The organism is Sphaerotilus sp. (assembly GCF_031429695.1).
GTDB lineage: Bacteria > Pseudomonadota > Gammaproteobacteria > Burkholderiales > Burkholderiaceae_C > Sphaerotilus.
On record NZ_JANPAB010000057.1, the window covers coordinates 1 to 18,878 of the forward strand.

Annotated in this window: 18 protein-coding genes; 13 read left to right on the top strand and 5 right to left on the bottom strand. The window is 58.9% G+C overall.

The genetic code is table 11. From position 1 onward, the window contains the following. The 8 genes from RMP06_RS10020 to RMP06_RS10055 all read left to right on the top strand — a co-directional run. Window positions 1-421, top strand: a 421-nt coding sequence (locus tag RMP06_RS10020; RefSeq protein WP_310461634.1) for a GDP-mannose 4,6-dehydratase, incomplete at its 5' end; no start/stop codon positions are given. Between the two features lie 116 nt (window positions 422-537). Next, entirely contained in the window at window positions 538-1,773 is a 1,236-nt protein-coding gene (locus RMP06_RS10025; RefSeq protein ID WP_310461635.1) for a lipopolysaccharide biosynthesis protein, read from the top strand. Continuing rightward, the gene (locus RMP06_RS10030; RefSeq protein ID WP_310461636.1) at window positions 1,751-2,299 is read left to right on the top strand and encodes an acyltransferase; all 549 of its coding nucleotides are present in this window, start codon (window positions 1,751-1,753) and stop codon (window positions 2,297-2,299) included. The genes RMP06_RS10025 and RMP06_RS10030 overlap by 23 nt, the downstream gene beginning before the upstream one ends. Further along, window positions 2,271-2,984 (top strand): glycosyltransferase, encoded by a 714-nt coding sequence (locus tag RMP06_RS10035; protein ID WP_310461637.1) that lies wholly within the window; start codon window positions 2,271-2,273, stop codon window positions 2,982-2,984. The genes RMP06_RS10030 and RMP06_RS10035 overlap by 29 nt, the downstream gene beginning before the upstream one ends. Beyond that, window positions 2,981-3,697, top strand: coding sequence for a glycosyltransferase (locus tag RMP06_RS10040; protein ID WP_310461638.1), 717 nt, complete (start codon window positions 2,981-2,983; stop codon window positions 3,695-3,697). Before RMP06_RS10035 ends, RMP06_RS10040 begins: the two co-directional genes overlap by 4 nt. Further along, entirely contained in the window at window positions 3,690-4,910 is a 1,221-nt protein-coding gene (locus RMP06_RS10045; RefSeq protein WP_310461639.1) for a hypothetical protein, read from the top strand. The genes RMP06_RS10040 and RMP06_RS10045 overlap by 8 nt, the downstream gene beginning before the upstream one ends. Further along, a complete protein-coding gene (locus RMP06_RS10050; RefSeq protein WP_310461640.1) occupies window positions 4,907-5,641 on the top strand; it encodes a glycosyltransferase in 735 nt (244 codons plus the stop codon). The genes RMP06_RS10045 and RMP06_RS10050 overlap by 4 nt, the downstream gene beginning before the upstream one ends. A 4-nt stretch (window positions 5,642-5,645) precedes the next feature. Then, window positions 5,646-6,611 (top strand): glycosyltransferase, encoded by a 966-nt coding sequence (locus RMP06_RS10055; protein WP_310461641.1) that lies wholly within the window; start codon window positions 5,646-5,648, stop codon window positions 6,609-6,611. Window positions 6,612-6,684: 73 nt separating this feature from the next. Here RMP06_RS10055 and RMP06_RS10060 read toward each other — a convergent pair whose 3' ends face one another. After that, a complete protein-coding gene (locus RMP06_RS10060) occupies window positions 6,685-7,326 on the bottom strand; it encodes a PEP-CTERM sorting domain-containing protein (RefSeq protein ID WP_310461642.1) in 642 nt (213 codons plus the stop codon). 170 nt (window positions 7,327-7,496) lie between these two features. On the opposite strand from RMP06_RS10060, the gene rfaE1 reads away from it, so the two are divergent. The 3 genes from rfaE1 (at window position 7,497) to RMP06_RS10075 (ending at window position 10,708) form a co-directional block, all read left to right on the top strand. Next, window positions 7,497-8,423: a D-glycero-beta-D-manno-heptose-7-phosphate kinase gene (gene rfaE1 / locus RMP06_RS10065; RefSeq protein WP_310461643.1), complete on the top strand. Its 927-nt coding sequence runs from the start codon at window positions 7,497-7,499 to the stop codon at window positions 8,421-8,423. Further along, window positions 8,420-9,436 (top strand): ADP-glyceromanno-heptose 6-epimerase, encoded by a 1,017-nt coding sequence (gene rfaD / locus RMP06_RS10070; RefSeq protein WP_310461644.1) that lies wholly within the window; start codon window positions 8,420-8,422, stop codon window positions 9,434-9,436. Before rfaE1 ends, rfaD begins: the two co-directional genes overlap by 4 nt. A gap of 201 nt (window positions 9,437-9,637) precedes the next feature. Continuing rightward, window positions 9,638-10,708: an RNA-guided endonuclease InsQ/TnpB family protein gene (locus RMP06_RS10075; protein ID WP_310461645.1), complete on the top strand. Its 1,071-nt coding sequence runs from the start codon at window positions 9,638-9,640 to the stop codon at window positions 10,706-10,708. A gap of 29 nt (window positions 10,709-10,737) precedes the next feature. Here the strand turns inward: RMP06_RS10075 and RMP06_RS10080 are convergent, their stop codons facing one another. From RMP06_RS10080 to xdhA, 4 genes are all read right to left on the bottom strand, one after another. Then, the gene (locus RMP06_RS10080) at window positions 10,738-11,481 is read right to left on the bottom strand and encodes a sugar transferase (protein WP_310461646.1); all 744 of its coding nucleotides are present in this window, start codon (window positions 11,479-11,481) and stop codon (window positions 10,738-10,740) included. 337 nt (window positions 11,482-11,818) lie between these two features. Then, entirely contained in the window at window positions 11,819-12,643 is an 825-nt protein-coding gene (xdhC, locus tag RMP06_RS10085) for a xanthine dehydrogenase accessory protein XdhC (protein WP_310461647.1), read from the bottom strand. Beyond that, window positions 12,640-14,967, bottom strand: a complete 2,328-nt coding sequence (xdhB, locus tag RMP06_RS10090) for a xanthine dehydrogenase molybdopterin binding subunit (protein ID WP_310461648.1) — start codon at window positions 14,965-14,967, stop codon at window positions 12,640-12,642. Before xdhB ends, xdhC begins: the two co-directional genes overlap by 4 nt. Next, complete coding sequence (gene xdhA / locus RMP06_RS10095) at window positions 14,964-16,466, bottom strand: xanthine dehydrogenase small subunit (RefSeq protein ID WP_310461649.1); 1,503 nt, start codon at window positions 16,464-16,466, stop codon at window positions 14,964-14,966. Before xdhA ends, xdhB begins: the two co-directional genes overlap by 4 nt. A gap of 71 nt (window positions 16,467-16,537) precedes the next feature. Here xdhA and RMP06_RS10100 point away from each other — a divergent pair, with 71 nt between their 5' ends. After that, window positions 16,538-17,500, top strand: a complete 963-nt coding sequence (locus RMP06_RS10100) for a LysR family transcriptional regulator (RefSeq protein WP_310461650.1) — start codon at window positions 16,538-16,540, stop codon at window positions 17,498-17,500. After that, window positions 17,497-18,816: a guanine deaminase gene (gene guaD, locus RMP06_RS10105; RefSeq protein WP_310461651.1), complete on the top strand. Its 1,320-nt coding sequence runs from the start codon at window positions 17,497-17,499 to the stop codon at window positions 18,814-18,816. Before RMP06_RS10100 ends, guaD begins: the two co-directional genes overlap by 4 nt. The last annotated feature ends 62 nt before the right edge of the window (window positions 18,817-18,878 follow it).

Here is an 18,878-nt window from a genome sequence, read left to right on the forward strand (position 1 = left end):
CTACGTTGAAATGCAGTGGCTGATGCTGCAGCAGGATACGGCCGAAGACTTTGTCATCGCTACCGGTGTGCAATACAGCGTGCGGCAGTTTGTCGAACGCGCGGCGGCTGAACTGGGCGTCACGGTCAAGTTCGAAGGCGAAGGCGAGAAAGAAATCGGCGTCGTGGCTGCCGTGACCGGCGACAAGGCCAAGGTCAAGGTCGGCGATGTGATCGTGAAGGTGGATCCGCGCTACTACCGTCCGACGGAAGTGGAAACGCTGCTGGGTGATCCAAGCAAGGCCAAGGCTAAGCTGGGATGGACGCCGACGACGACGTTTGAGGAACTGGTCAAAGAAATGATCGAGGCGGATTACACGGCGGCACGCAAGGATAGCTTGGTGAAGATGGCAGGGTTTCAGGCTTATGATCATCATGAATGACTGATCTATTTTTATGAGGCTTATTTTTGGCACGAAATTTATTCGAGCATAGTTTTGTGCCAATTTTATTAGTATGACAGAATATTTATTCTGCACTTTAAGATAATGGGAATCGAATGAAATTCGGCCCGCTGGCTCTTGCATTTGAAAATATATTATACCCTGCATTGCTATTTTTTTTGACGCCGCACATCATAAATGATGTAGGTATGCGAGATTTTGGCTCGTGGGCATATTTGGGGTCAATTACTGCCGCCGCTTCTGTTTTATCTTTTGGGTCAATGATTGCATCTATCAAGTGGTTGACTGAGAGTTGTTATGACAACATAAAATATCCCTGTGCAATTAGGAGTGTTTACGCGCTTTTTTTTGGGCAAGCTTTGCTGATGGGTTTCGTTCTTGCGGTATTGCTTAATTTTTTCGTGAACAATAATGGAAATCAAAATCAATACAGAATATTACTTTCATCCGGAGTTGTAATTATTTTGGCCGAGCAGGTCGATATTGCCACAATTTCACTGGTTCGGGCGGCCCAAAATTTTACTACAACATTGAAATATGATGTTGTGATAAGATTTTTTCAGGCAATAAGTATGTATTTTTCTGCAAAATACCTTGGCTTTGAATGGATGCTCATTTTATTTTCCGGGACTTCTATTTTTAGATGTTTAATAAAATTCTTGGCAACCAAAAAAATGAGACCTTCTGGGTTTGAATTAATTGGACGTGTAAATCTGTATCCATTGATTCGATATGCGCGGTACGGTTGGATTCAAGGTGTATTGGGAGGAACGGTACTTTTTGCGGATAGAATAATTGTCGGAAATGTACTGGGCAGTAGCAGTGTTACCTCATTGGCTGTATTGAGCATCGTCCCTCAGCAGGTTCATGCGGTTGCGGTTGCATCAATAAGTTACATTTTCCCAAAAATTTTGAAGCGTCGTGCAGATGGTGATACCACATGGATTTCAGAAAGGCGAACTGTTTTAATTTTAACGGCCAAGATTGGTATTGTTTTGGCCGCATTTTTTCTGCTGTTTTGTTTTTTTTCCGGATGGTTAATTAAATTATGGCTGAAAGGATTGCCAATTGAAGGGGCGTGGTGGTTAATAAATATATTGATGGCTGGTTATATTTTGCAAATAATAAATGCACCATCCTACTACATAATAGATGCATTTGGATTTTCAAAGATTAATACGTATGTCATGGCATTTTCTGGAGTTATTGCTTTGCCTGCTATGTGGTATATGGTTAATTTACATGGTATCGCGGGTGCCGCGTTTGCGAAAATTATTTATGGAGTGCTTTGCTTGTTAATGGTTGCGTATGTCGGCAAAAAAAATATTTAAAGCATTAAAGATTGGGTATTTCCAATTGTTGAGGGTGGTGTGTTTTTTTGTTTTTAGATTGTTTAAGCCGCACAATCTCTCTTGGCTTAAAAACGCACTTGCAAGGTCGTTATATGATGGACTTGGGAGGGGGTGTATAATATCACCAGATTTATTCGTGTTTAATGGTGATAATTTTTCCACGGGCTCCGGCTGTAGTTTTGGGTATACTTTTAAAGTATTTGATTTTTCTTCAGTCATGATTGGCGATGGTCTGTTGGCATCCCATAATGTGACAATCATATCTGGCACACATGAAATCAATAAAGAACGAACATATTTGGCTGCGCCTATAAAAATAGGAGATAATGTTTGGATAGGCGCCAATGTGGTTATTGTTGGACCTTGTGTTATCGGGAATGATTGTATCATTGGCGCAAACTCATTTGTTACTGGGAATATTAGTGCTGGCTGTATTTATGCTGGGAGTCCTGCAAAATTTATAAGAAAGGTAGACTGTGCTGTCAATAATAACGGCAACTTTTAATTGCCAAAATGACATAAAGATATTAATAAATTCTCTTGAGGGTTCCAGAGACAGTGATTTTGAGTGGATTGTTGTTGATGGGGCGTCTACGGATAGTACTTTAAGTATTGTTGAAAAATCCACAATAAAAAACAAAAAAATAATATCTGAGCCAGATTTTGGTATATATGATGCGCTGAATAAGGGCGTGAAGATGGCAACAGGAGATTATTATATAGTTCTCGGCGCTGATGATATTATTTCAAGATGCGCGATAGGTGATTTTAAATCAGCAATAAATAAATCAAATGCCGATTTTTATTCGGCTAGAGTAAAATTTGGTTCTTGTTTGTTGATGCCTGGTTCCGGGTCTTATTGGAAGAGAGGTGGCAATGCTTATGTTTCTAGTCACGCTGTTGGAACTTGCATAAAAAAATCGTTGCACAATGAAATTGGTTTCTATAAAAATAGCTACCCAAACTGTGCCGACATGTACTTTATATGTAAAGCAGTTATCAGTTTTAATAAAAAAATTGAATCGTTGGATTTTGTTGCCGGAATTTTTGGTGATAAAGGACTTTCTAGTGTAAATAAAATGGGTAGTATTTTAGATGCATATAAGATAAGTATTGATTTGGGTGGTAATTATTTTCTGTGTACTGCCATATTGTTTTATAGATTATTTTTGCTTGGATTATGCATATGAAAATATCAATTATAACGGCAACATTTAATTCTGAAAAATGCATAGAGGCTTTAATTGAATCAATAAAGCTTCAGACGTACCATGATTATGAGTGGATTGTTGTCGATGGGCTTTCGTCTGACAATACCATGGATATGGTGAGAAGGTCTGGCGTTAATAATGTTAGATACATATCGGAAAAAGATTCAGGAATATATTCTGCTTTTAATAAGGGTGTAAAAATATCGAAAGGAGATTATATATACTTTATAGGCTCGGATGATCGATTTGCTGATTCAAATGTTCTTCTGGATATTTCAAAATATCTAGATGATGATATATGTTGTGTTTTTGGCGGTGTCCGCGACGGCAGGAATTTCATATTTAATTCATCTTTGAGATGGAAAATAAATATTATAAATACTGTGCATCACCAAGCTGCATTCTACGCTAGAAAGTTATTTGTGGATTTTATTTTTGATGAAGCAATTAAAGTCGTTTCTGATTACGAGTTAAATTTTAAGTTGGCACATTTTCATGGTGGCGATTACTTAGCCTGCGATAGGTTGGTTGCAATTTGCGGTGCTGGTGGAGTTAGTAACAATGGGGGTGAATTTGCCAATTACAGAGACATGCATATTATTAGACAAAAATATATCGGATGGGCTGCAAGTTATATATTCTACATTGGTGCAATCTGTAATTTAATTTTAAAAAGGAGGTGGCATGATTGATGACCTTGTTGGTAGTTCCTTGTATTGGTTGACTTTCATGGGAATATTTATAAGTGGGATTTTTTTAACAAAATCCAAGAAATTGGATTTTACATTTATTTTTGTACTAGTTTTGGCGCAGTATTGTGCGCACCTGTTGTTTATTTATATAAACAACGGAGTTTATGGGGATATTTTACTATTTGGCACTGTATTTTACATATTATTCATGGCAACATATGCATTAAACGTAAATAAATTAACAAAAAGTTTTAAACTAACCAGAAGAGAATTTTATAAAATAGATAGGCTGTGGGTATTTTTTTGCAAAATATATGTGATCGCATTCTTTGGGATTAAAATAATTACGACTCCGATTGGAATTGGTGAGCTTGATCTTGGTGAGAGGCTTGGTTCTCAAAATGAGAATAAGGTGCTGTTTTTTATTGGGCTTGCTATTTTTCCTATGATGGTTGGGTGTATGTATGATTGGGTTGCGACAAGATTTAAATTGTCTGCATTTGATTATATTGTAGTAGTAACCTTAATTCTTGGTTTGGCTGGATCTGCATCCAAGAGTGCGTTGTTGCCGCTGGTCCTTGCTTATTTTGGTGTTGTTTCGGCAAAAAATATAAAAACAAATAGTTTTTGGTTGATTTATTGTATTTTATTTTTGTTTATTGTGTTTAGTTTTATTGTCCTATCTTATATGCTTCCCGGATTGGATTTTGGAGATATTTGTTACTTAATATTCTATAGAGTTGTGGCGAATACTGATAGCATCGAGTATTTGTATGCGACTAGGATTCGACCAGCCGATTTTACTTTTTCTGGATGGGGTGCACTCCTCCCATTTTTTGCCAAGTTCTTTGGGTATAGATTTGATTATCCGGTTGGTGTGTGGTTGCATGGTATTAGATATGGCGTGTGGGATGGTTTTGGACCTAATTCTGGGTTTGTGATGGACTACTTTGCGAATATGGGGGTTTTTGGGGTGGGTGTTGCTGTTGCTCTTGGGATTTATATGAGGCTCATGAGTGGAGTTGGCGGTGCAGTAGGGTTATCATTTTTATCTATTTCATACTTGACTATTGTTGATTTAAGTATGTTTGAAATGGTGTTTGGTATATGTTTTGTGATATTTTTAGGATGTCTTGGTGTTCGTTTCACTAAGTGCTTGATTGGTCGTTGGTATAGCGTTGAGCGCGGTGTTAATGATCGGGTTGTGTTGTGATTTCTGTTTGTATTGCTACCTATAATGGAGGGGAGTTTGTTTCTCAGCAAATAGAGAGCATTATTCCTCAGTTGGTTGAGGGGGATGAAATAGTTGTGGCGGATGATGGCTCGACTGATAATACATTGGAAATAATAAAAAATTTTTCAGGACCTATTCGCATAGTGTCTGTTGAACGTGTCGGAGGGATTGTTCGAAATTTTGAACGCGTTGTTTCTGCTGCTGTTGGAGACTACATTGTCTTGTGTGATCAAGATGATGTGTGGTTGCCTGGACGGGCAATACTAATCCGTCAGGCGTTAGCTAGGTGTGATCTAGTTTTGCTCAATGGGCAAGTCGTAGACCGCAACCTAAATCAAAGTGGGCAGACTATTTTTGACTTGGTAAGTATGCGCGCTGGGGTTTTTTCTAATTTTCATACTAATAGTTTCATTGGGTGTTGCATGGCATTCAGGCGCGATCTGCGCGACCGCGTTTTGCCATTTCCCGCTGGTGTTCCTTGGCATGATTGGTATATCGGCTTGGTGGCAGAATGGACCGGTCGCGTAGAACGAATCGACGCGATCACGTTGCTGTACCGCCGGCACGGTGGTAATTTCTCCCCGACCGGAGAGAAATCAAGGAATACGCTATGGCGCAAGTTGGTGATGCGGTGGGCCGTATTGAGGGCGGTCATGGTTGCAGTCCGACGTCTTCCGGCACCGACCGTGCGTGACCAGCGGGAGCGGTGAGTCGATGACCTCCGCCACATGCATCACGCCAAAGCCTGTGGGTGTCCTGCCTCGCGTCCAAGTTCTGCTGGCTAGCTATAACGGTGAGCCTTGGCTGCGCGAACAACTCGAATCGATCTTGTCCCAAGAGGATGTCGAGGTCCACGTCGAGATCGGTGACGATTGTTCACGTGATGGTACGCGCGCGTTGATCAAATCGACTTGGGGTAATGATCCTCGGGTCCGGTTGAATGAATGGAGCCAGAGCAGTGGCTCTGCCGGTGCTAATTTCCGCCGGCTCTATCGTCATGTGGATGCAACCGGGTTTGATTTCGTGGCGTTGGCCGATCAAGATGACGTCTGGATGCCCCGCAAAATTTTATCGGCGATTCAATCTTTGCAGGCTACTGGCGCACAGGGGTATTCGTGCGCTGTTCAGGCTTTCTGGCCGGACGGGCGCGAGCGGGTTCTTGCCCAGAGGGAAAATCTACGGGCTGCCGACTTTTTGTTCGAAGGTGCAGGCCAGGGGTGCACGTTCGTGATGACGTCTGATTTATTCAGGCGCATTCGCCAGTTCTGTACCGATCACACGACTGCCACCGAGGCGCTTCATTACCACGACTGGTTGATTTATCTCTTGGTACGAGCTTGGCAGATGCCTTGGCATTTTGATGCCCAGCCCTGGATGCGCTATCGCCAGCATGGTGGCAACGAAATTGGATCTCGCGGCAGTTTGGGCGCAATTCGGCGCCGCTTGGCGATGATCCGGAATGGTTGGTTCGGTCGTCAGGTGGTCGCGTCAGGGGAAATCTATCGGTTGGCTGGGGGCAATGATCCGGTTGCCTGCGCGCTGATAGCGAGAGTTCAGAATCGAGTCCCAAGCCTTGCTTATCGATTGGCGCTTTCGGTGCAGGTCCTCCGGTTTGGGCGCCGCCGTTTCGCCGATCGCCTCGTGCTAGCTGGGTCGGCGCTGTTGGGGTGGTTGCTTTAGCCGGGCGAGTCCAAAAAAAACCACCCGAAGGTGGTTTTGCTGTTATCGATGCCCACGGGCGGGGCGCCGAATGTCAGGCTTTCCGGGTCTTCCGACGTGCAACCGCGGAAATTAGACCCATGCCCGCAAGCAGCATGGCGTAGGACTCGGGTTCCGGCACGGCTGAGACGACCAGACCTTGTGCGGTGAAGCGGGTGGTGTCGCTGTTGTCAGGACCGTTGGCGTCGATTGCAAAGTCGACGTAAGAGCCGACGTTGACGTGGGCGGCGGTTGCAGGCGACCAGGTCTGGAGGGCTGCGGCGCTGGCGCTCGAGAACAGTTCCGTCCCGTCGACGATCACATGGACCAGGGTGGTACCTGTGTCTTCTGCCTTGTACTGGATGCCCAGGTTCAGATCACCCGCGGCGCCACTGGTCCAGCGACGAACGGCCCAATGATTGGAGGCGCCATCCGGGTGGCCGCCCGTGTCCCACAGCAGGGTCCACGGAGCTTGCGTGGCGCTTTCTTCCCACCATTGCGTCGGGCCAGATGCGTCAAAAGATGCGAACTGCGTGAAGCTGCTGGCGTTGCCCGCGGTCGCGTAGTAGCCGTAGGACCAGCCGCTAGCGCCTTGGGTGCTGGCGAACTCGGCGCCGGAGTCGAAGCTCGACGTTCCGGCCATGGCGGCGGTGGACATTGCCAAGGCGGCAGCGGTTGCGATGAGATGTTTGAGCATGAAACCTCTCCGGTTTTTCATTTGGGGATTGGATCGTATGGCGTGATCGGTGGCGGTTGATGCCTGTTCCCTCAATTCCGGGGGGCAACAAATGCACGCATGCGTTGCGAGTTCGACGGCCTGTCTCTCAGGGCAAAATCCGGTTTCCTCGTCCTGGCCTTGAACAGCAGATGCATTCCAAGATAGACCTCGGTCGCAGCGCCGTCCTCGTCGTCGGCGACGCCATGCTCGACCGCTACTGGTTCGGCTCCGTCGACCGCATCTCCCCCGAAGCGCCGGTCCCCATCGTGCGGGTCACCCGCGAGGAAGAGCGCCTCGGCGGTGCGGCCAACGTGGCGCTCAACGTCAAGACACTCGGTGCGCAATGCACGCTGCTGACCGTCGTCGGCGAGGACGAGCCGGCGCGCATCCTGCGCCGCCTGCTGGAAGAGCAGGGCGTCACCACCGTGCTCGGCAGCGACCCGGCGCTCTACACCATCGTCAAGCTGCGGGTCATCGGCCGCTCGCAGCAGCTCATCCGCGTCGATTTCGAGAACCAGCCCGAGCACGAGGTGTTGCAGCAGATGCTCACCGACTACGGGCGCGTGCTGCCGGACCACGAAGCCGTGCTGTTCTCCGATTACGGCAAGGGCGGTCTAACCCATATCCCGCGCATGATCGAGCTGGCCCGGACTGCAGGCAAGCCGGTGCTGGTCGACCCCAAAGGCAGCGATTACCAGCGCTACGCCGGCGCCACCGTCATCACGCCGAACCGGGCCGAGCTGGCGCAGGTGATCGGTGCCTGGTCGAGCGAGCCGCAGTTGCGTGAGCGTGCGCAGAACTTGCGGCGCGGGCTGGGCCTGACCGGCCTGCTGCTGACCCGCTCGGAAGAGGGCATGACGCTGTTCGACGACGCCGGCCACCTGGATGTGCCGGCGCAGGCGCGCGAGGTGTTCGATGTCACCGGGGCCGGTGATACCGTCATCGCCACGATGGCCACCCTGCTGGCGGCCGGCCTGTCCCTGCGCGACGCCGTGCCCATCGCCAACCGCGCAGGCAGCATCGTGGTCGGCAAGTTTGGCACCGCCAGTGTGTCCTACGAGGAGTTGTTCTCATGAGAGTCGCAGTCACCGGCGCCGCCGGCATGATCGGCAGCAATCTGGTCCACGGTCTGAACCGCCTGGGCGCCAAGGAAGTCATCGCCGTCGATGACCTGACGGACGGGCCGAAGTACCGCAACCTGCTCGGCTCGACCCTGGCCGACTACTTCGACAAGGACGAGTTCTATCGCCGCTTCGCTGCAGGCGAACTTGGCCACATCGACGCGATCCTGCATGAAGGCGCCTGTTCCGACACGATGGAGCACAACGGCAAGTACATGCTGGAGACCAACTACCGCTGCTCGAAGACGCTGCTGGATGCCTGCCTGGCGCAGGGCACACGGCTGCTGTACGCGAGTTCAGCGGCAACCTACGGCGGCAGCGAGACCTTCCGCGAGGAGCCCGCGTTCGAGGCGCCGCTGAACGTCTACGGCTACTCCAAGCTGCTGTTCGACCAGGTGGTGCGGCGTTATCTGCCGACGCTGCGCTCGCAGGGCGGCACGCAGGAGGGGCAGGTGGTCGGTTTCCGCTACTTCAACGTCTACGGCCCGCGCGAGCAGCACAAGGCCCGCATGGCCAGCGTCGCCTTCCACCACTTCCACCAGTTCCGCCAGCATGGCCACGTCAAGCTCTTCGGCGAGTACAACGGCTACGCACCGGGCATGCAGTCACGCGACTTCGTGTTCGTGGACGACGTGGTGGCGGTGAACCTGTGGTTCCTGCAGCACCCGGACCAGAGCGGGATCTTCAACCTCGGTTCAGGCCGCGCGCAGCCGTTCAACGACGTGGCGCACGCCACCGTGAACGCCTGCCGGGCGCTGGACGGGTTGCCGGCATTGACGCTGGCTGAACAGGTCGCCCACGGTCTGGTGAGCTACATCGACTTCCCGGATGCGCTGCGGGGCAAGTACCAGTGCCACACCGAAGCCGATCTGACGCGCTTGCGGGCGACCGGATGCGACCATGGCTTCACGGATGTCGGGGCAGGGGTTCAGCGCTACGTGAGTTGGTTGGCTGGGCAAACAATGTGAAATTCGTCACAAATCGACCACCGTTTCATCAGTAACACCTGGATTCAAAAAAAGCCGTGGTACTAGATTGACCAAATAGCCGAATCCCGACCAATGGTCGGGTGACCAGGACTGAGCGACAAGCCCCGGGGTTCAGCCCGGGGTAGAGCGATCAAGCCGGAACGGCTTGCCATGGAAACTGTATGAAATTACAGTATCAAGATGGAAGCCGTGAAGACCTTCAAGCTGCGCATCAAGGACAAGCACGCGGGTGTGCTGTCGGCGATGGCGCGTGAGGTGAACTTCGTGTGGAACTACTGCAACGAGACGAGTTCGCGGGCGATTCGGGAGCGCCGAGAGTGGCTGAGCGGGTTCGACCTGCAGAAGCTCACGGCCGGGTACTCGAAGTGCGAGGGCGTGCGGGTAGGTAGCGCGACGGTGCAACTGGTGTGCGAGGAATACGCCACGCGGCGCAAGCAGGTGAAGAAATCGCGCCTGAACTGGCGGGTGTCGAGCCGCAAGTCAGCGAAGTATTCGCTGGGCTGGGTGCCGTTCAAGGCGGGCGGCGCGAAGTACAAGGCCGGACAGATCGCCTTTCTGGGGCACAAGTTCAGCCTGTGGGACAGCTATGGCCTGAGCCGCTTCGATCTGCGCGCCGGCTCGTTCTCTCAGGATGCGCGCGGCCGCTGGTACCTGAACGTGTGCGTCAAGGTGCACGTGCCGAAGTCGGAAGGCGTCGGATCGGTGGGGATCGACCTCGGCCTGAAGACGGCGGCGACGTGCTCGGACGGTGAAGAGCTGGCGTCGGGTCTGTACCGCAAGCATGAGGGCGTGCTGGGGATTGCCCAGCGAGCCGGGAAGAAGAACCGGGTCCGCGCGATCCACGCGAAGATCGCCAACACGCGCAAGGACGCGATGCACAAGTTCTCGACGGACTTGGTGAAGCGCAATGCGGCCATATTCGTCGGCAACGTGCAGGCGAAAACGATGGTGAAGACCCGGATGGCGAAGTCCACGCTGGACGCCGGATGGTCAATGCTGAAGACGATGCTGGAGTACAAGAGCCATCAGGCCGGCATCGTGTTCGAAGAGGTGAACGAAGCCTATACCACCCAGATTTGTTCGAGCTGCAGGGTCATTCCCGCCAGCAGTCCGAAAGGTAGGACAGGTCTGCGAATGAGGCGGTGGACTTGCTGCGGGTGCGGCGCGGAACACCACCGCGACGTGAACGCAGCTCTGAACATCGCTGCGCGCGGGCATGCGCGTCTCGCAGGAGGAATCCCCGTCCTTTAGGGCGGGGAGGATGTCAAGTCAATCAGTTCTCAGTAGGCACCTTTGCGCCCGACCATCACACCTACCGTGCGCATCACGATGGTGAAGTCGGTCCAGACGTTCCAGTTGTCGACGTACTGACGGTCCAGTTGGACCCGTTCGTCGTAGTCCATGTCATTGCGGCCGCTGACCTGCCACAAGCCCGTCAGGCCAGGGGGGACACTGAGGTAGTGCTCGCGCGCGGCGGCGTAATAGCGGTCCAGTTCCTGCCGAACCACCGGACGGGGACCGACGACGCTCATGTCACCGCGCAGCACATTCCACAGTTGCGGCAATTCGTCGAGGCTGGTCTTGCGGATGAAGCGACCGACACGGGTGATGCGCGGATCGTTCTTCAGCTTGAAGTCGCGGTTCCATTCGGCACGCGCATCGGGATCCGTGTCGAGCAGATGCTTCAGCACTTCGTCCGAGTTCGTCACCATCGAACGAAACTTGTAGCACTTGAATTCCTTGCCATTGCGGCCCACGCGGGTGTGGCCGTAGATGACCTGCTTGCCCGTGGTCAGCCGCACGGCCAGTGCCACGCCCAGCATGATCGGCCCGAACAGGGTCAGGATGACCACGACGCTGATCAGGTCGAAGGCGCGCTTGGCAGCATGTTCGATCCAGCTCAGACCGATTTGTCCAATCTGCCCGGCCGGCTCGGCCTGCTTCAAGGCCAGGCGCGGAGCATCCATGCGCGGTCCGGCGCCTTGCGGGCGGACCAGCGTCTCCTGCGCAGATACGCGGGGCATCATGGTCATGGCAGAGTCGTTTCGATGGAGCATGCCTTCCTTCCTGGCCAACATGGCGTTCGTTTAAGGGTAACCGCGGAACATTCTAGGGGTCCGTTCCGTGTAGTCTCGTGCAGTTGCCAGTGACCAAATGCACGGCAGCTTGTAACTTGTGTGGCACCTGTTGCGATCTGAACACCCCTTCAGGATGTGAGAAGCGGAAAACGCGGCTCATTCGCTTGATCTGGCGCCAATGCATTGTGCATCGCAGCAAATGGCGCCAGATTGGTGGATGCGCGCCATTTTAGGGCGTGATCCTTGGCTCCTTCTTGTCTGGGCTGAACCAGACCTGTGCATCTCAGTCTGCTCCAGCGGCTTTTGACAGACCCAGCAACTGCGCCACGGTGCTGATGGCCAGCACCTCGGGCTCCTTTCCTGTGACACCGGGCAAACCGATCGGACACGTCAATTGGCGCCGGGCTTCGGGGTCAACGCTCCTTGTGTCGAAACGCTGCATGAAGCGTGCCCGCTTCGTCTGGCTCCCGATCAGCCCGCAATAGCTGAAATCCGCCCGCCTGAGTACGGCCTCGGTGATGCGCTCATCGAGGTCATGCCGGTGCGTCATCACCAGATAGAACGCCCCTGGCGGCGCAAGTGCCACCTCGGCTTCTGGCGTGTCCACGCACACCCGCTCGATGTGCGGCGGCTCGGTGCCGGTCAGCATGGGAAATTCGCCCTCGCGCTCGTCGATCCACTGGACGCGGCAGTCGATGTCGGCCAGCAGCTTCACGATGGCCCGCCCGACGTGACCAGCGCCATGCAGTTGCAGGAAAAACCGCGGCTGCGGCCCCGGCCAATCAGCCAGGGACACTTCGGTCAACGCCTGCAGCCGCAGCACGACCCGCCCGCCGCAGCACTGCCCGAGCGCCGGCCCGAGCGGCAGGTCCAGATCTCTCGGCGCCAACTCGCTGGCCTGGCGCATGCCTTCGCGTGCGGCGGTGATCGCCAGCAGTTCCAGATGCCCGCCGCCGACCGTGCCGAGCACTGCGTCCTCGGCGACGACCATGCGCGTGCCCGTCTCGCGCGGGGTCGAACCGCGGTGCGACAGGATCTGCACCTCGACCGCCCGCCGCCCCTGCGCGAGCCAGCGCCGCGCCTCGGCCTGCAGCACGCCGGGCGTCATCCGGCCGCGGCCGCCTGCACCGCCTCGATCGCGTCGAGGATCGCCTCGCTGGTCGCGGGCGCGCGCAGCGGCGGATCGACCTGGTGCCCGCCCACCGCCGAGACTGCGTCGCGGATCGCCAGGAACACGCTGAACGGCAGCAGCAGCGGCGGCTCGCCCACCGCCTTGCTGCGGTGGATGCTGTCGGCCGGGTTCCGGTGGTCGTAGAGCCGGACGTGGAACGCGCCCGGGGCGACCGGCACGTCGTTTGCGGTCGGGATCTTGTAGGTGCTCGGCGCGTGGGTCAGCAGCAGGCCGGCGGTGCGCGAGCCGTCCATCGGCTGCCAGCGCAGTTCTTCCGTGGTCAGCCAGCCCATGCCCTGCACGAACGCGCCTTCGATCTGGCCGATGTCCACCGCAGGGTTCAGCGACGCGCCGACATCGTGCAGCGCGTCCACCCGCAGCAGCCGCCACTCGCCGGTCAGCGTGTCCACGGCGACTTCGCTCAGCGCCGCGCCGTAGGCGAAGTAGTAGAACGGCTTGCCCTGCAGCCTGTCGCGGTCCCAGTGCAGGCCGGGCGTGGCGTAGAAACCGTCGCTCCAGAGCTGCACGCGGGCGGTGTAGGCCAGCGCCACCAGTTCGGTGAAGGGCATGGCGTGCGCGCCCGACGTGACGTTGCCGTCGCGGAACCGCACCGTGTCGGCGCCGACCTGCCAGCGTGGTGCGATGCACTGCGCCAGCCGGGTGCAGATCTGCCGGGCGGCATCCTGCGCGGCCTTGCCGTTGAGGTCGGTGCCGGTGGAAGCGGCGGTGGCGGAGGTGTTGGCGACCTTGTGCGTGTCGGTGGCGCTGACCCGCACGCGCTCGAAGGCGATGCCGAGTTCGTGCGCGACGACCTGCGCGACCTTGGTGTTCAGCCCCTGGCCCATCTCGGTGCCGCCGTGGTTCACGAGCACGCTGCCGTCGGTGTAGACGTGGACCAGCGCGCCGGCCTGGTTGAAGTGCCCGACGTTGAAGCTGATGCCGAACTTGACCGGCGTCAGCGCGAGGCCGCGTTTCAGCACCGGGCTGGTGGCGTTGAAGCTGGCGACCTCGGCGCGGCGCTGGCGGTAGCGGGCGGTGTCGGCGAGTTCCGTGACCAGCGGCGCGAGGATGTTGTCCTCGACGGTCTGGCCGTAGGGCGTGACGTTGCGCTCGGTCGTGCCGTAGAAGTTGGCGCGGCGCACCTCCAGCGGGTCCAGCCCGAGCCGCCGCGCGATCGAGTCCAGGATCACCTCCACCGCCAGCGCGCCCTGCGGCCCGCCGAAGCCCCGGAAGGCGGTGTTGCTCTGCGTGTTCGTGCGGGCGCAGTAGCCGCGCAGATCGACGTGCGGCAGCCAGTACGCATTGTCGAAATGGCACAGCGCCCGCGTCATCACTGGCGCCGACAGATCCGCCGTGGCGCCCCCGTTCGACACCATCTCCATGTCCGCGCCGAGGATGCGCCCGCTGTCGTCGTGGCCGACGCGGTAGCGGAACTCGAAGCCGTGGCGCCGGCCGGTGATGAGGAAATCGTCGTCGCGGTCGGGGCGCAGCTTGACGGGGCAGTGCAGCCGGTGCGCCGCCAGCGCCGCGACGGCGGCGAACAGCGCCGACTGCGACTCCTTGCCGCCGAATCCTCCCCCCATGCGCCGGCACTGCACCTGCACCTGGTGCGCCGCGAGGCCGAGCGCGTGGGCGACGACGTGCTGCATCTCGGTCGGGTGCTGGGTCGAGCTGTGGACGAGCAGGCCGGCGTTTTCCTGCGGGATCGCGTAGGCGATCTGGCCTTCGAGGTAGAACTGCTCCTGGCCGCCGAGGCTGAAGCGGCCGTCGAACTGGTGCGGCGCGCTGGCGATGGCGGCGGCGGCATCGCCGCGGACGAGGTGCATCGGCGGCACGACGTACTGCTGCAGCGCGTGGGCTTCGAGCGGGTCGAGCACGGCGGGCAGCGGCTCGATCGTTGCCACCTGGGCGGCGAGCGCGGCGGCGCGGCGGGCGTCGCCTCGGCTGCGGGCGATGACGGCGAACATCGGCTGGCCGCGCCACGCCACGGTGTCGCTGGCGAGGATCGGGTCGTCATGGACGATCGGGCCGCAGTCGTTGGTGCCGGGGAAATCGGCGGCGGTCAGCACGGCGACGACACCCGGCATGGCGCGCACGCGGTCCAGGTCGAGCGCGATCAGCCGGCCGTGCGCGACGGGGGACAGGCCGAGCGCGGCGTGCAGCGTGCCGGCGACTTCGGCGATGTCGTCGATGTAGGGCGCGGCGCCGGCCACATGCAGGTGGGCCGACTCGTGCGGACGGGGTGTGCCGACGACGCTCATGGGCGCACCTCCTGGGTCAGTCGTGGTGTCCAGACGGTTGTTTCTTCGGCCGGCAACGGATCCTCGGGCCGCGTCTCCAGCCACAGCCGGCGCAGCAGGTTGGCGCTGACCTTCAGCCGATACGCCGCGCTGGCGCGCAGGTCGCTGAGCGGCTGGAAGTCCTGCGCGAGCGCGGCCTGGGCGCTGGCGAGGGTCGCTTCGGTCCACGGCTGGCCGAGCAGGGCGGCTTCCGTCTGCGCGGCACGCTTGACGATCGCCGCCATGCCGCCGAACACCAGCCGCGCCTCGGCCACGCGGTCCCCGTCGAGCCGCAGCGCGAACGCGGCGCAGACGGCGGAGATGTCGCTGTCGTAGCGTTTGCTGATCTTCCAGGCGCGGACCTGCGTCCCTTCCGTAGGCCGTGGCACGACGATCCGCGCCACGAACTCGCCCGGCTGCAGCGCGTTCTGCAGGTAGCCGAGGTAGAACTCCTGCAGCGGCATCACCCGCTCCACCGCCCCACGCCGCAGCACGACATCCGCCCCCAGCGCGATCAGCACCGGCGCGCTGTCGCCGATCGGCGAGCCGTTGGCGACGTTGCCGCCCATCGTGCCGGCATGGCGGATCGGCGGCGAAGCGAAGCGCTGCCACACCTCGCGCAGCGTCGGCACCGCGTCGGTCAGCGTGCGCCAGGCGTCTTCGAGCGACGCGGCGGCGCCGATGTGCAGTGCCTCCGCCGTCACCTCGATGCGCCGCAGTTCGGCCACGCGCCCGATCCACAGCGGCTCGCCGATGTCGCGGAACTGCTTGTTCACCCACAGCGCCACATCGGTGGCCCCGGCGACGATGCGGGCGTCCGGGCGGGCCAGTCGCTGCGCGGCGAAGGTGTCGAGCGTCAGCGGCGCGGCTTCGGCGGCCAGCGCGTCGAGTTGCCCACGCAGCGCCGCCCGGTCGATCAGGGCGGCGGGCGCGTCGAACATCCGCTCGCCCGCGTCCACGATCGGCCGGTAGCCGGTGCAGCGGCACAGGTTGCCTGCGAGGTCGTCGGCGAGCTGCTGGCGTGTCGGGCGCGTGCCGGCGGCGCGGTGGTCTTCGTAGATCCCGGCCATCGTCATCGCGAAGCCGGGCGTGCAGAACCCGCACTGCGAGCCGTGGCACGCGACGAGCGCCTGCTGCACCGGATGCGCCGGCTGGCCGTGCGCGGCGGCGATCGGCGCCAGGTCTTCCACCGTCAGCACGGCGCGGCCCGCCAGCGTCGGCAGGAAGGTCAGGCAGGCATTCACAGTGCGGATCGCCACGCCGCCTGGCGCCGTGTCGTCGCGCTCGGCCACCAGCACGGTGCAGGCGCCGCAATCGCCCTCGTTGCAGCCTTCCTTGGTGCCGGTGCAGCGCGGGTAGCGGTCCTCGCGCAGCCAGTCGAGCAGGGTGCGGGTGGGGGCGGCGCTGTCGATCTGCTGCAGGGCGCCGCGGTGGAAGAACCGGATCGGCCGGGTCGGTCGGGGTGGATGAGACGCTGACATGGCGCCGAACATACTCCTTTGCATGGTTCTCGCTATGGGTGGGCGGTGATGACCAGTATCAGAATGCACGTATGACGAGCCGCCCCGTTTTCGACACCATCGAGCTTCACCTCGTCAGGGTCTTCCACACCGTGATCTCCGAACGCAGTGTCTCGCGGGCCGCGATGCACCTGTCCTCCACCCAGCCGGTCGTCAGCGCACAGCTCAAGCGGCTGCGCGCACTGATCGGCGACCCGCTGCTGGTGCGGGCGGGCAGCGGCATGGTGCCGACCGAGGTCGCGCTGCAGCTGATGGAGCCGGCCGAAACCCTGCTGCGCAGCGCCGAGCAGCTCTTCGGCGGCAAGGCTGGCAGCCGCGCCTTCACGCCCGGCGCGGCCGAGATCGAGTTCCGCATCGCCGCCAGCGACTACATCGACCCGCTCTTCCTGCCCGCCCTCGTCACCCGGCTGCGCCAGGAGGCGCCCCGCGCTCGCGTCACCATCCACGCGTTGTCGGCCGAGTTCGACTACCGCGCCAGGCTCGCCCGCGGCGAGGTGGATCTGGTCATCGGCAACTGGCTGGAGCCACCCGCCGAGCTGCACATCGGCCGGCTCTTCTCCGACGAGATCGTCTGCCTCGTCGGCGCCGACCACCTCGCCGCGCGCCGCCCCGACGAGTGGACGCCCGCGCACTATCTGGAGTCCGACCACGTCGCCCCGACCGCGCTGCACACCGGCGGCCACGGCGTCATCGACGAACACCTCGACCGCCTCGGCCTGCGCCGGCGCATCGTCGTGCGCAGCCCGCACTTCGCGCTGGTGCCGACGATGCTGGCGCAGTCGTCGCTGGTGCTGACCACCGGGCGGCTGTTCTGCCTGCGCCACCTGGAGCGGCTGCCGCTGCGCATCGTGTCCAGCCCGATCGCCTTTCCCGCGATGACTTATTACCAGCTCTGGCACGACGTGACGCACAGCGCCACCTCGCTGCGCTGGCTGCGCGAGACGGTGCGCGATGTCGCCCGCCGCCTCACCGCCCAACCTCTGGCCCTCTCATGACTCGATCCCGCTTCGCGCTGCGCGCCGACCTGCTCGATTTCACTGCCGACCCGGGCTGGAGCGCGCCCGACGCGGCGCCCGGCGTGCGCTGGCGCCCGGACCACTGGTTGCTGGTCGAGGACGGCAAGATCCTCGGCGCCGAGCCGGCCGGCGTCTTCACCCCCGGCCCCGAGTGGCAGACCGAAGACCACCGCGGCCGCCTGCTGCTGCCCGGCTTCATCGACACCCACGTCCACAGCCCGCAGCTCGACGTCATCGCCAGCTTCGGCACCGAGCTGCTCGACTGGCTGAACACCTACACATTCCCGGCCGAGCTGCGCCACGCCGATCCGGTCGTGGCGGGGCAGGGCGCCGAGACCTTCCTCGACGCGCTGCTGTCGCACGGCACGACCACGGCGGTCGTCTTCCCCACCGTGCACCGCACCTCGGCCGACGCGCTGCTGTCCGGCGCGCACCGCCGCGGGATGCGCCTGATCGCCGGCAAGGTGCTGATGGACCGCCACGCGCCGGATGGTCTGCGCGACGACGTGGTCGGCGCCGAACGTGACAGCCGCGAACTGATCCACCAGTGGCATGGCACCGGGCGGCTGTCCTACGCGATGACCGTGCGCTTCGCCCCGACCAGCACGCCGGAGCAACTCGCGATGGCCGGTCGGCTGGTGCGCGAGGTGCCCGGCCTCTACATGCAGACCCACGTCGCCGAGAACCGCGCCGAGGTCGCCTGGGTCGCCGAGCTGTTTCCCGAGGCGCGCAGCTACCTGGATGTCTACCACCGCGCTGGCCTGCTGAACGAACGTGCCGTGCTCGCCCACGGCATCTGGCTCGACGCCGCCGACCGCCAGTTGCTCGCCGACACCGGCGCCCAGATCGCGCACAGCCCGAGTTCGAACCTCTTCCTCGGCAGCGGCCTGTGCGCGTGGCCGGAGCTGGAGGCGGCCGGGGCGCGGGTCACGCTGGCGAGCGACGTGGGTGGCGGCACCAGCCTGTCGATGCTGCGCACGCTGGCGGATGCCTACAAGGTGCAGGCGATGCGCGGCGTGAAGCTGACCGCGTGGAAAGCGTTGCACGGCGCGACGCTCGGCGCCGCGCAAGCGCTCGGGCTGGACCACGAGATCGGCTCGCTCGACGCCGGCCGCACCGCCGACCTGGCGCTGTGGGACTGGGCGCACGGGCCGGTCGCGCAGCACCGCGACGGGCGGGCCCAAAAGGTGCATGAGCGGGTGTTCGCCTGGATGACGCTGGGGGATGAGCGCAACCTCGCGGCCACCTGGGTCGCCGGGCACGCGATTTTCCGGCGTCCGGGCGTTCAATCGTGACAGTTTCCATGACAATGCGCACCGCTTCAGTGCGTCCGACCGCGCAACGACCTGCGCGATGA

Bases quoted from the DNA above. Each gene is read 5' to 3' on its own strand.
- RMP06_RS10025 (WP_310461635.1), top strand. From the start codon at position 538: ATGAAATTCGGCCCGCTGGCTCTTGCATTTGAAAATATATTATACCCT.
- RMP06_RS10030 (WP_310461636.1), top strand. From the start codon at position 1,751: ATGTCGGCAAAAAAAATATTTAAAGCATTAAAGATTGGGTATTTCCAA.
- RMP06_RS10040 (WP_310461638.1), top strand. From the start codon at position 2,981: ATGAAAATATCAATTATAACGGCAACATTTAATTCTGAAAAATGCATA.
- RMP06_RS10045 (WP_310461639.1), top strand. From the start codon at position 3,690: ATGATTGATGACCTTGTTGGTAGTTCCTTGTATTGGTTGACTTTCATG.
- RMP06_RS10055 (WP_310461641.1), top strand. From the start codon at position 5,646: ATGACCTCCGCCACATGCATCACGCCAAAGCCTGTGGGTGTCCTGCCT.
- RMP06_RS10060 (WP_310461642.1), bottom strand. From the start codon at position 7,326: ATGCTCAAACATCTCATCGCAACCGCTGCCGCCTTGGCAATGTCCACC.
- rfaE1 (WP_310461643.1), top strand. From the start codon at position 7,497: ATGCATTCCAAGATAGACCTCGGTCGCAGCGCCGTCCTCGTCGTCGGC.
- rfaD (WP_310461644.1), top strand. From the start codon at position 8,420: ATGAGAGTCGCAGTCACCGGCGCCGCCGGCATGATCGGCAGCAATCTG.
- RMP06_RS10075 (WP_310461645.1), top strand. From the start codon at position 9,638: ATGGAAGCCGTGAAGACCTTCAAGCTGCGCATCAAGGACAAGCACGCG.
- RMP06_RS10080 (WP_310461646.1), bottom strand. From the start codon at position 11,481: ATGCCCCGCGTATCTGCGCAGGAGACGCTGGTCCGCCCGCAAGGCGCC.
- xdhC (WP_310461647.1), bottom strand. From the start codon at position 12,643: ATGACGCCCGGCGTGCTGCAGGCCGAGGCGCGGCGCTGGCTCGCGCAG.
- xdhB (WP_310461648.1), bottom strand. From the start codon at position 14,967: ATGAGCGTCGTCGGCACACCCCGTCCGCACGAGTCGGCCCACCTGCAT.
- xdhA (WP_310461649.1), bottom strand. From the start codon at position 16,466: ATGTCAGCGTCTCATCCACCCCGACCGACCCGGCCGATCCGGTTCTTC.
- RMP06_RS10100 (WP_310461650.1), top strand. From the start codon at position 16,538: ATGACGAGCCGCCCCGTTTTCGACACCATCGAGCTTCACCTCGTCAGG.
- guaD (WP_310461651.1), top strand. From the start codon at position 17,497: ATGACTCGATCCCGCTTCGCGCTGCGCGCCGACCTGCTCGATTTCACT.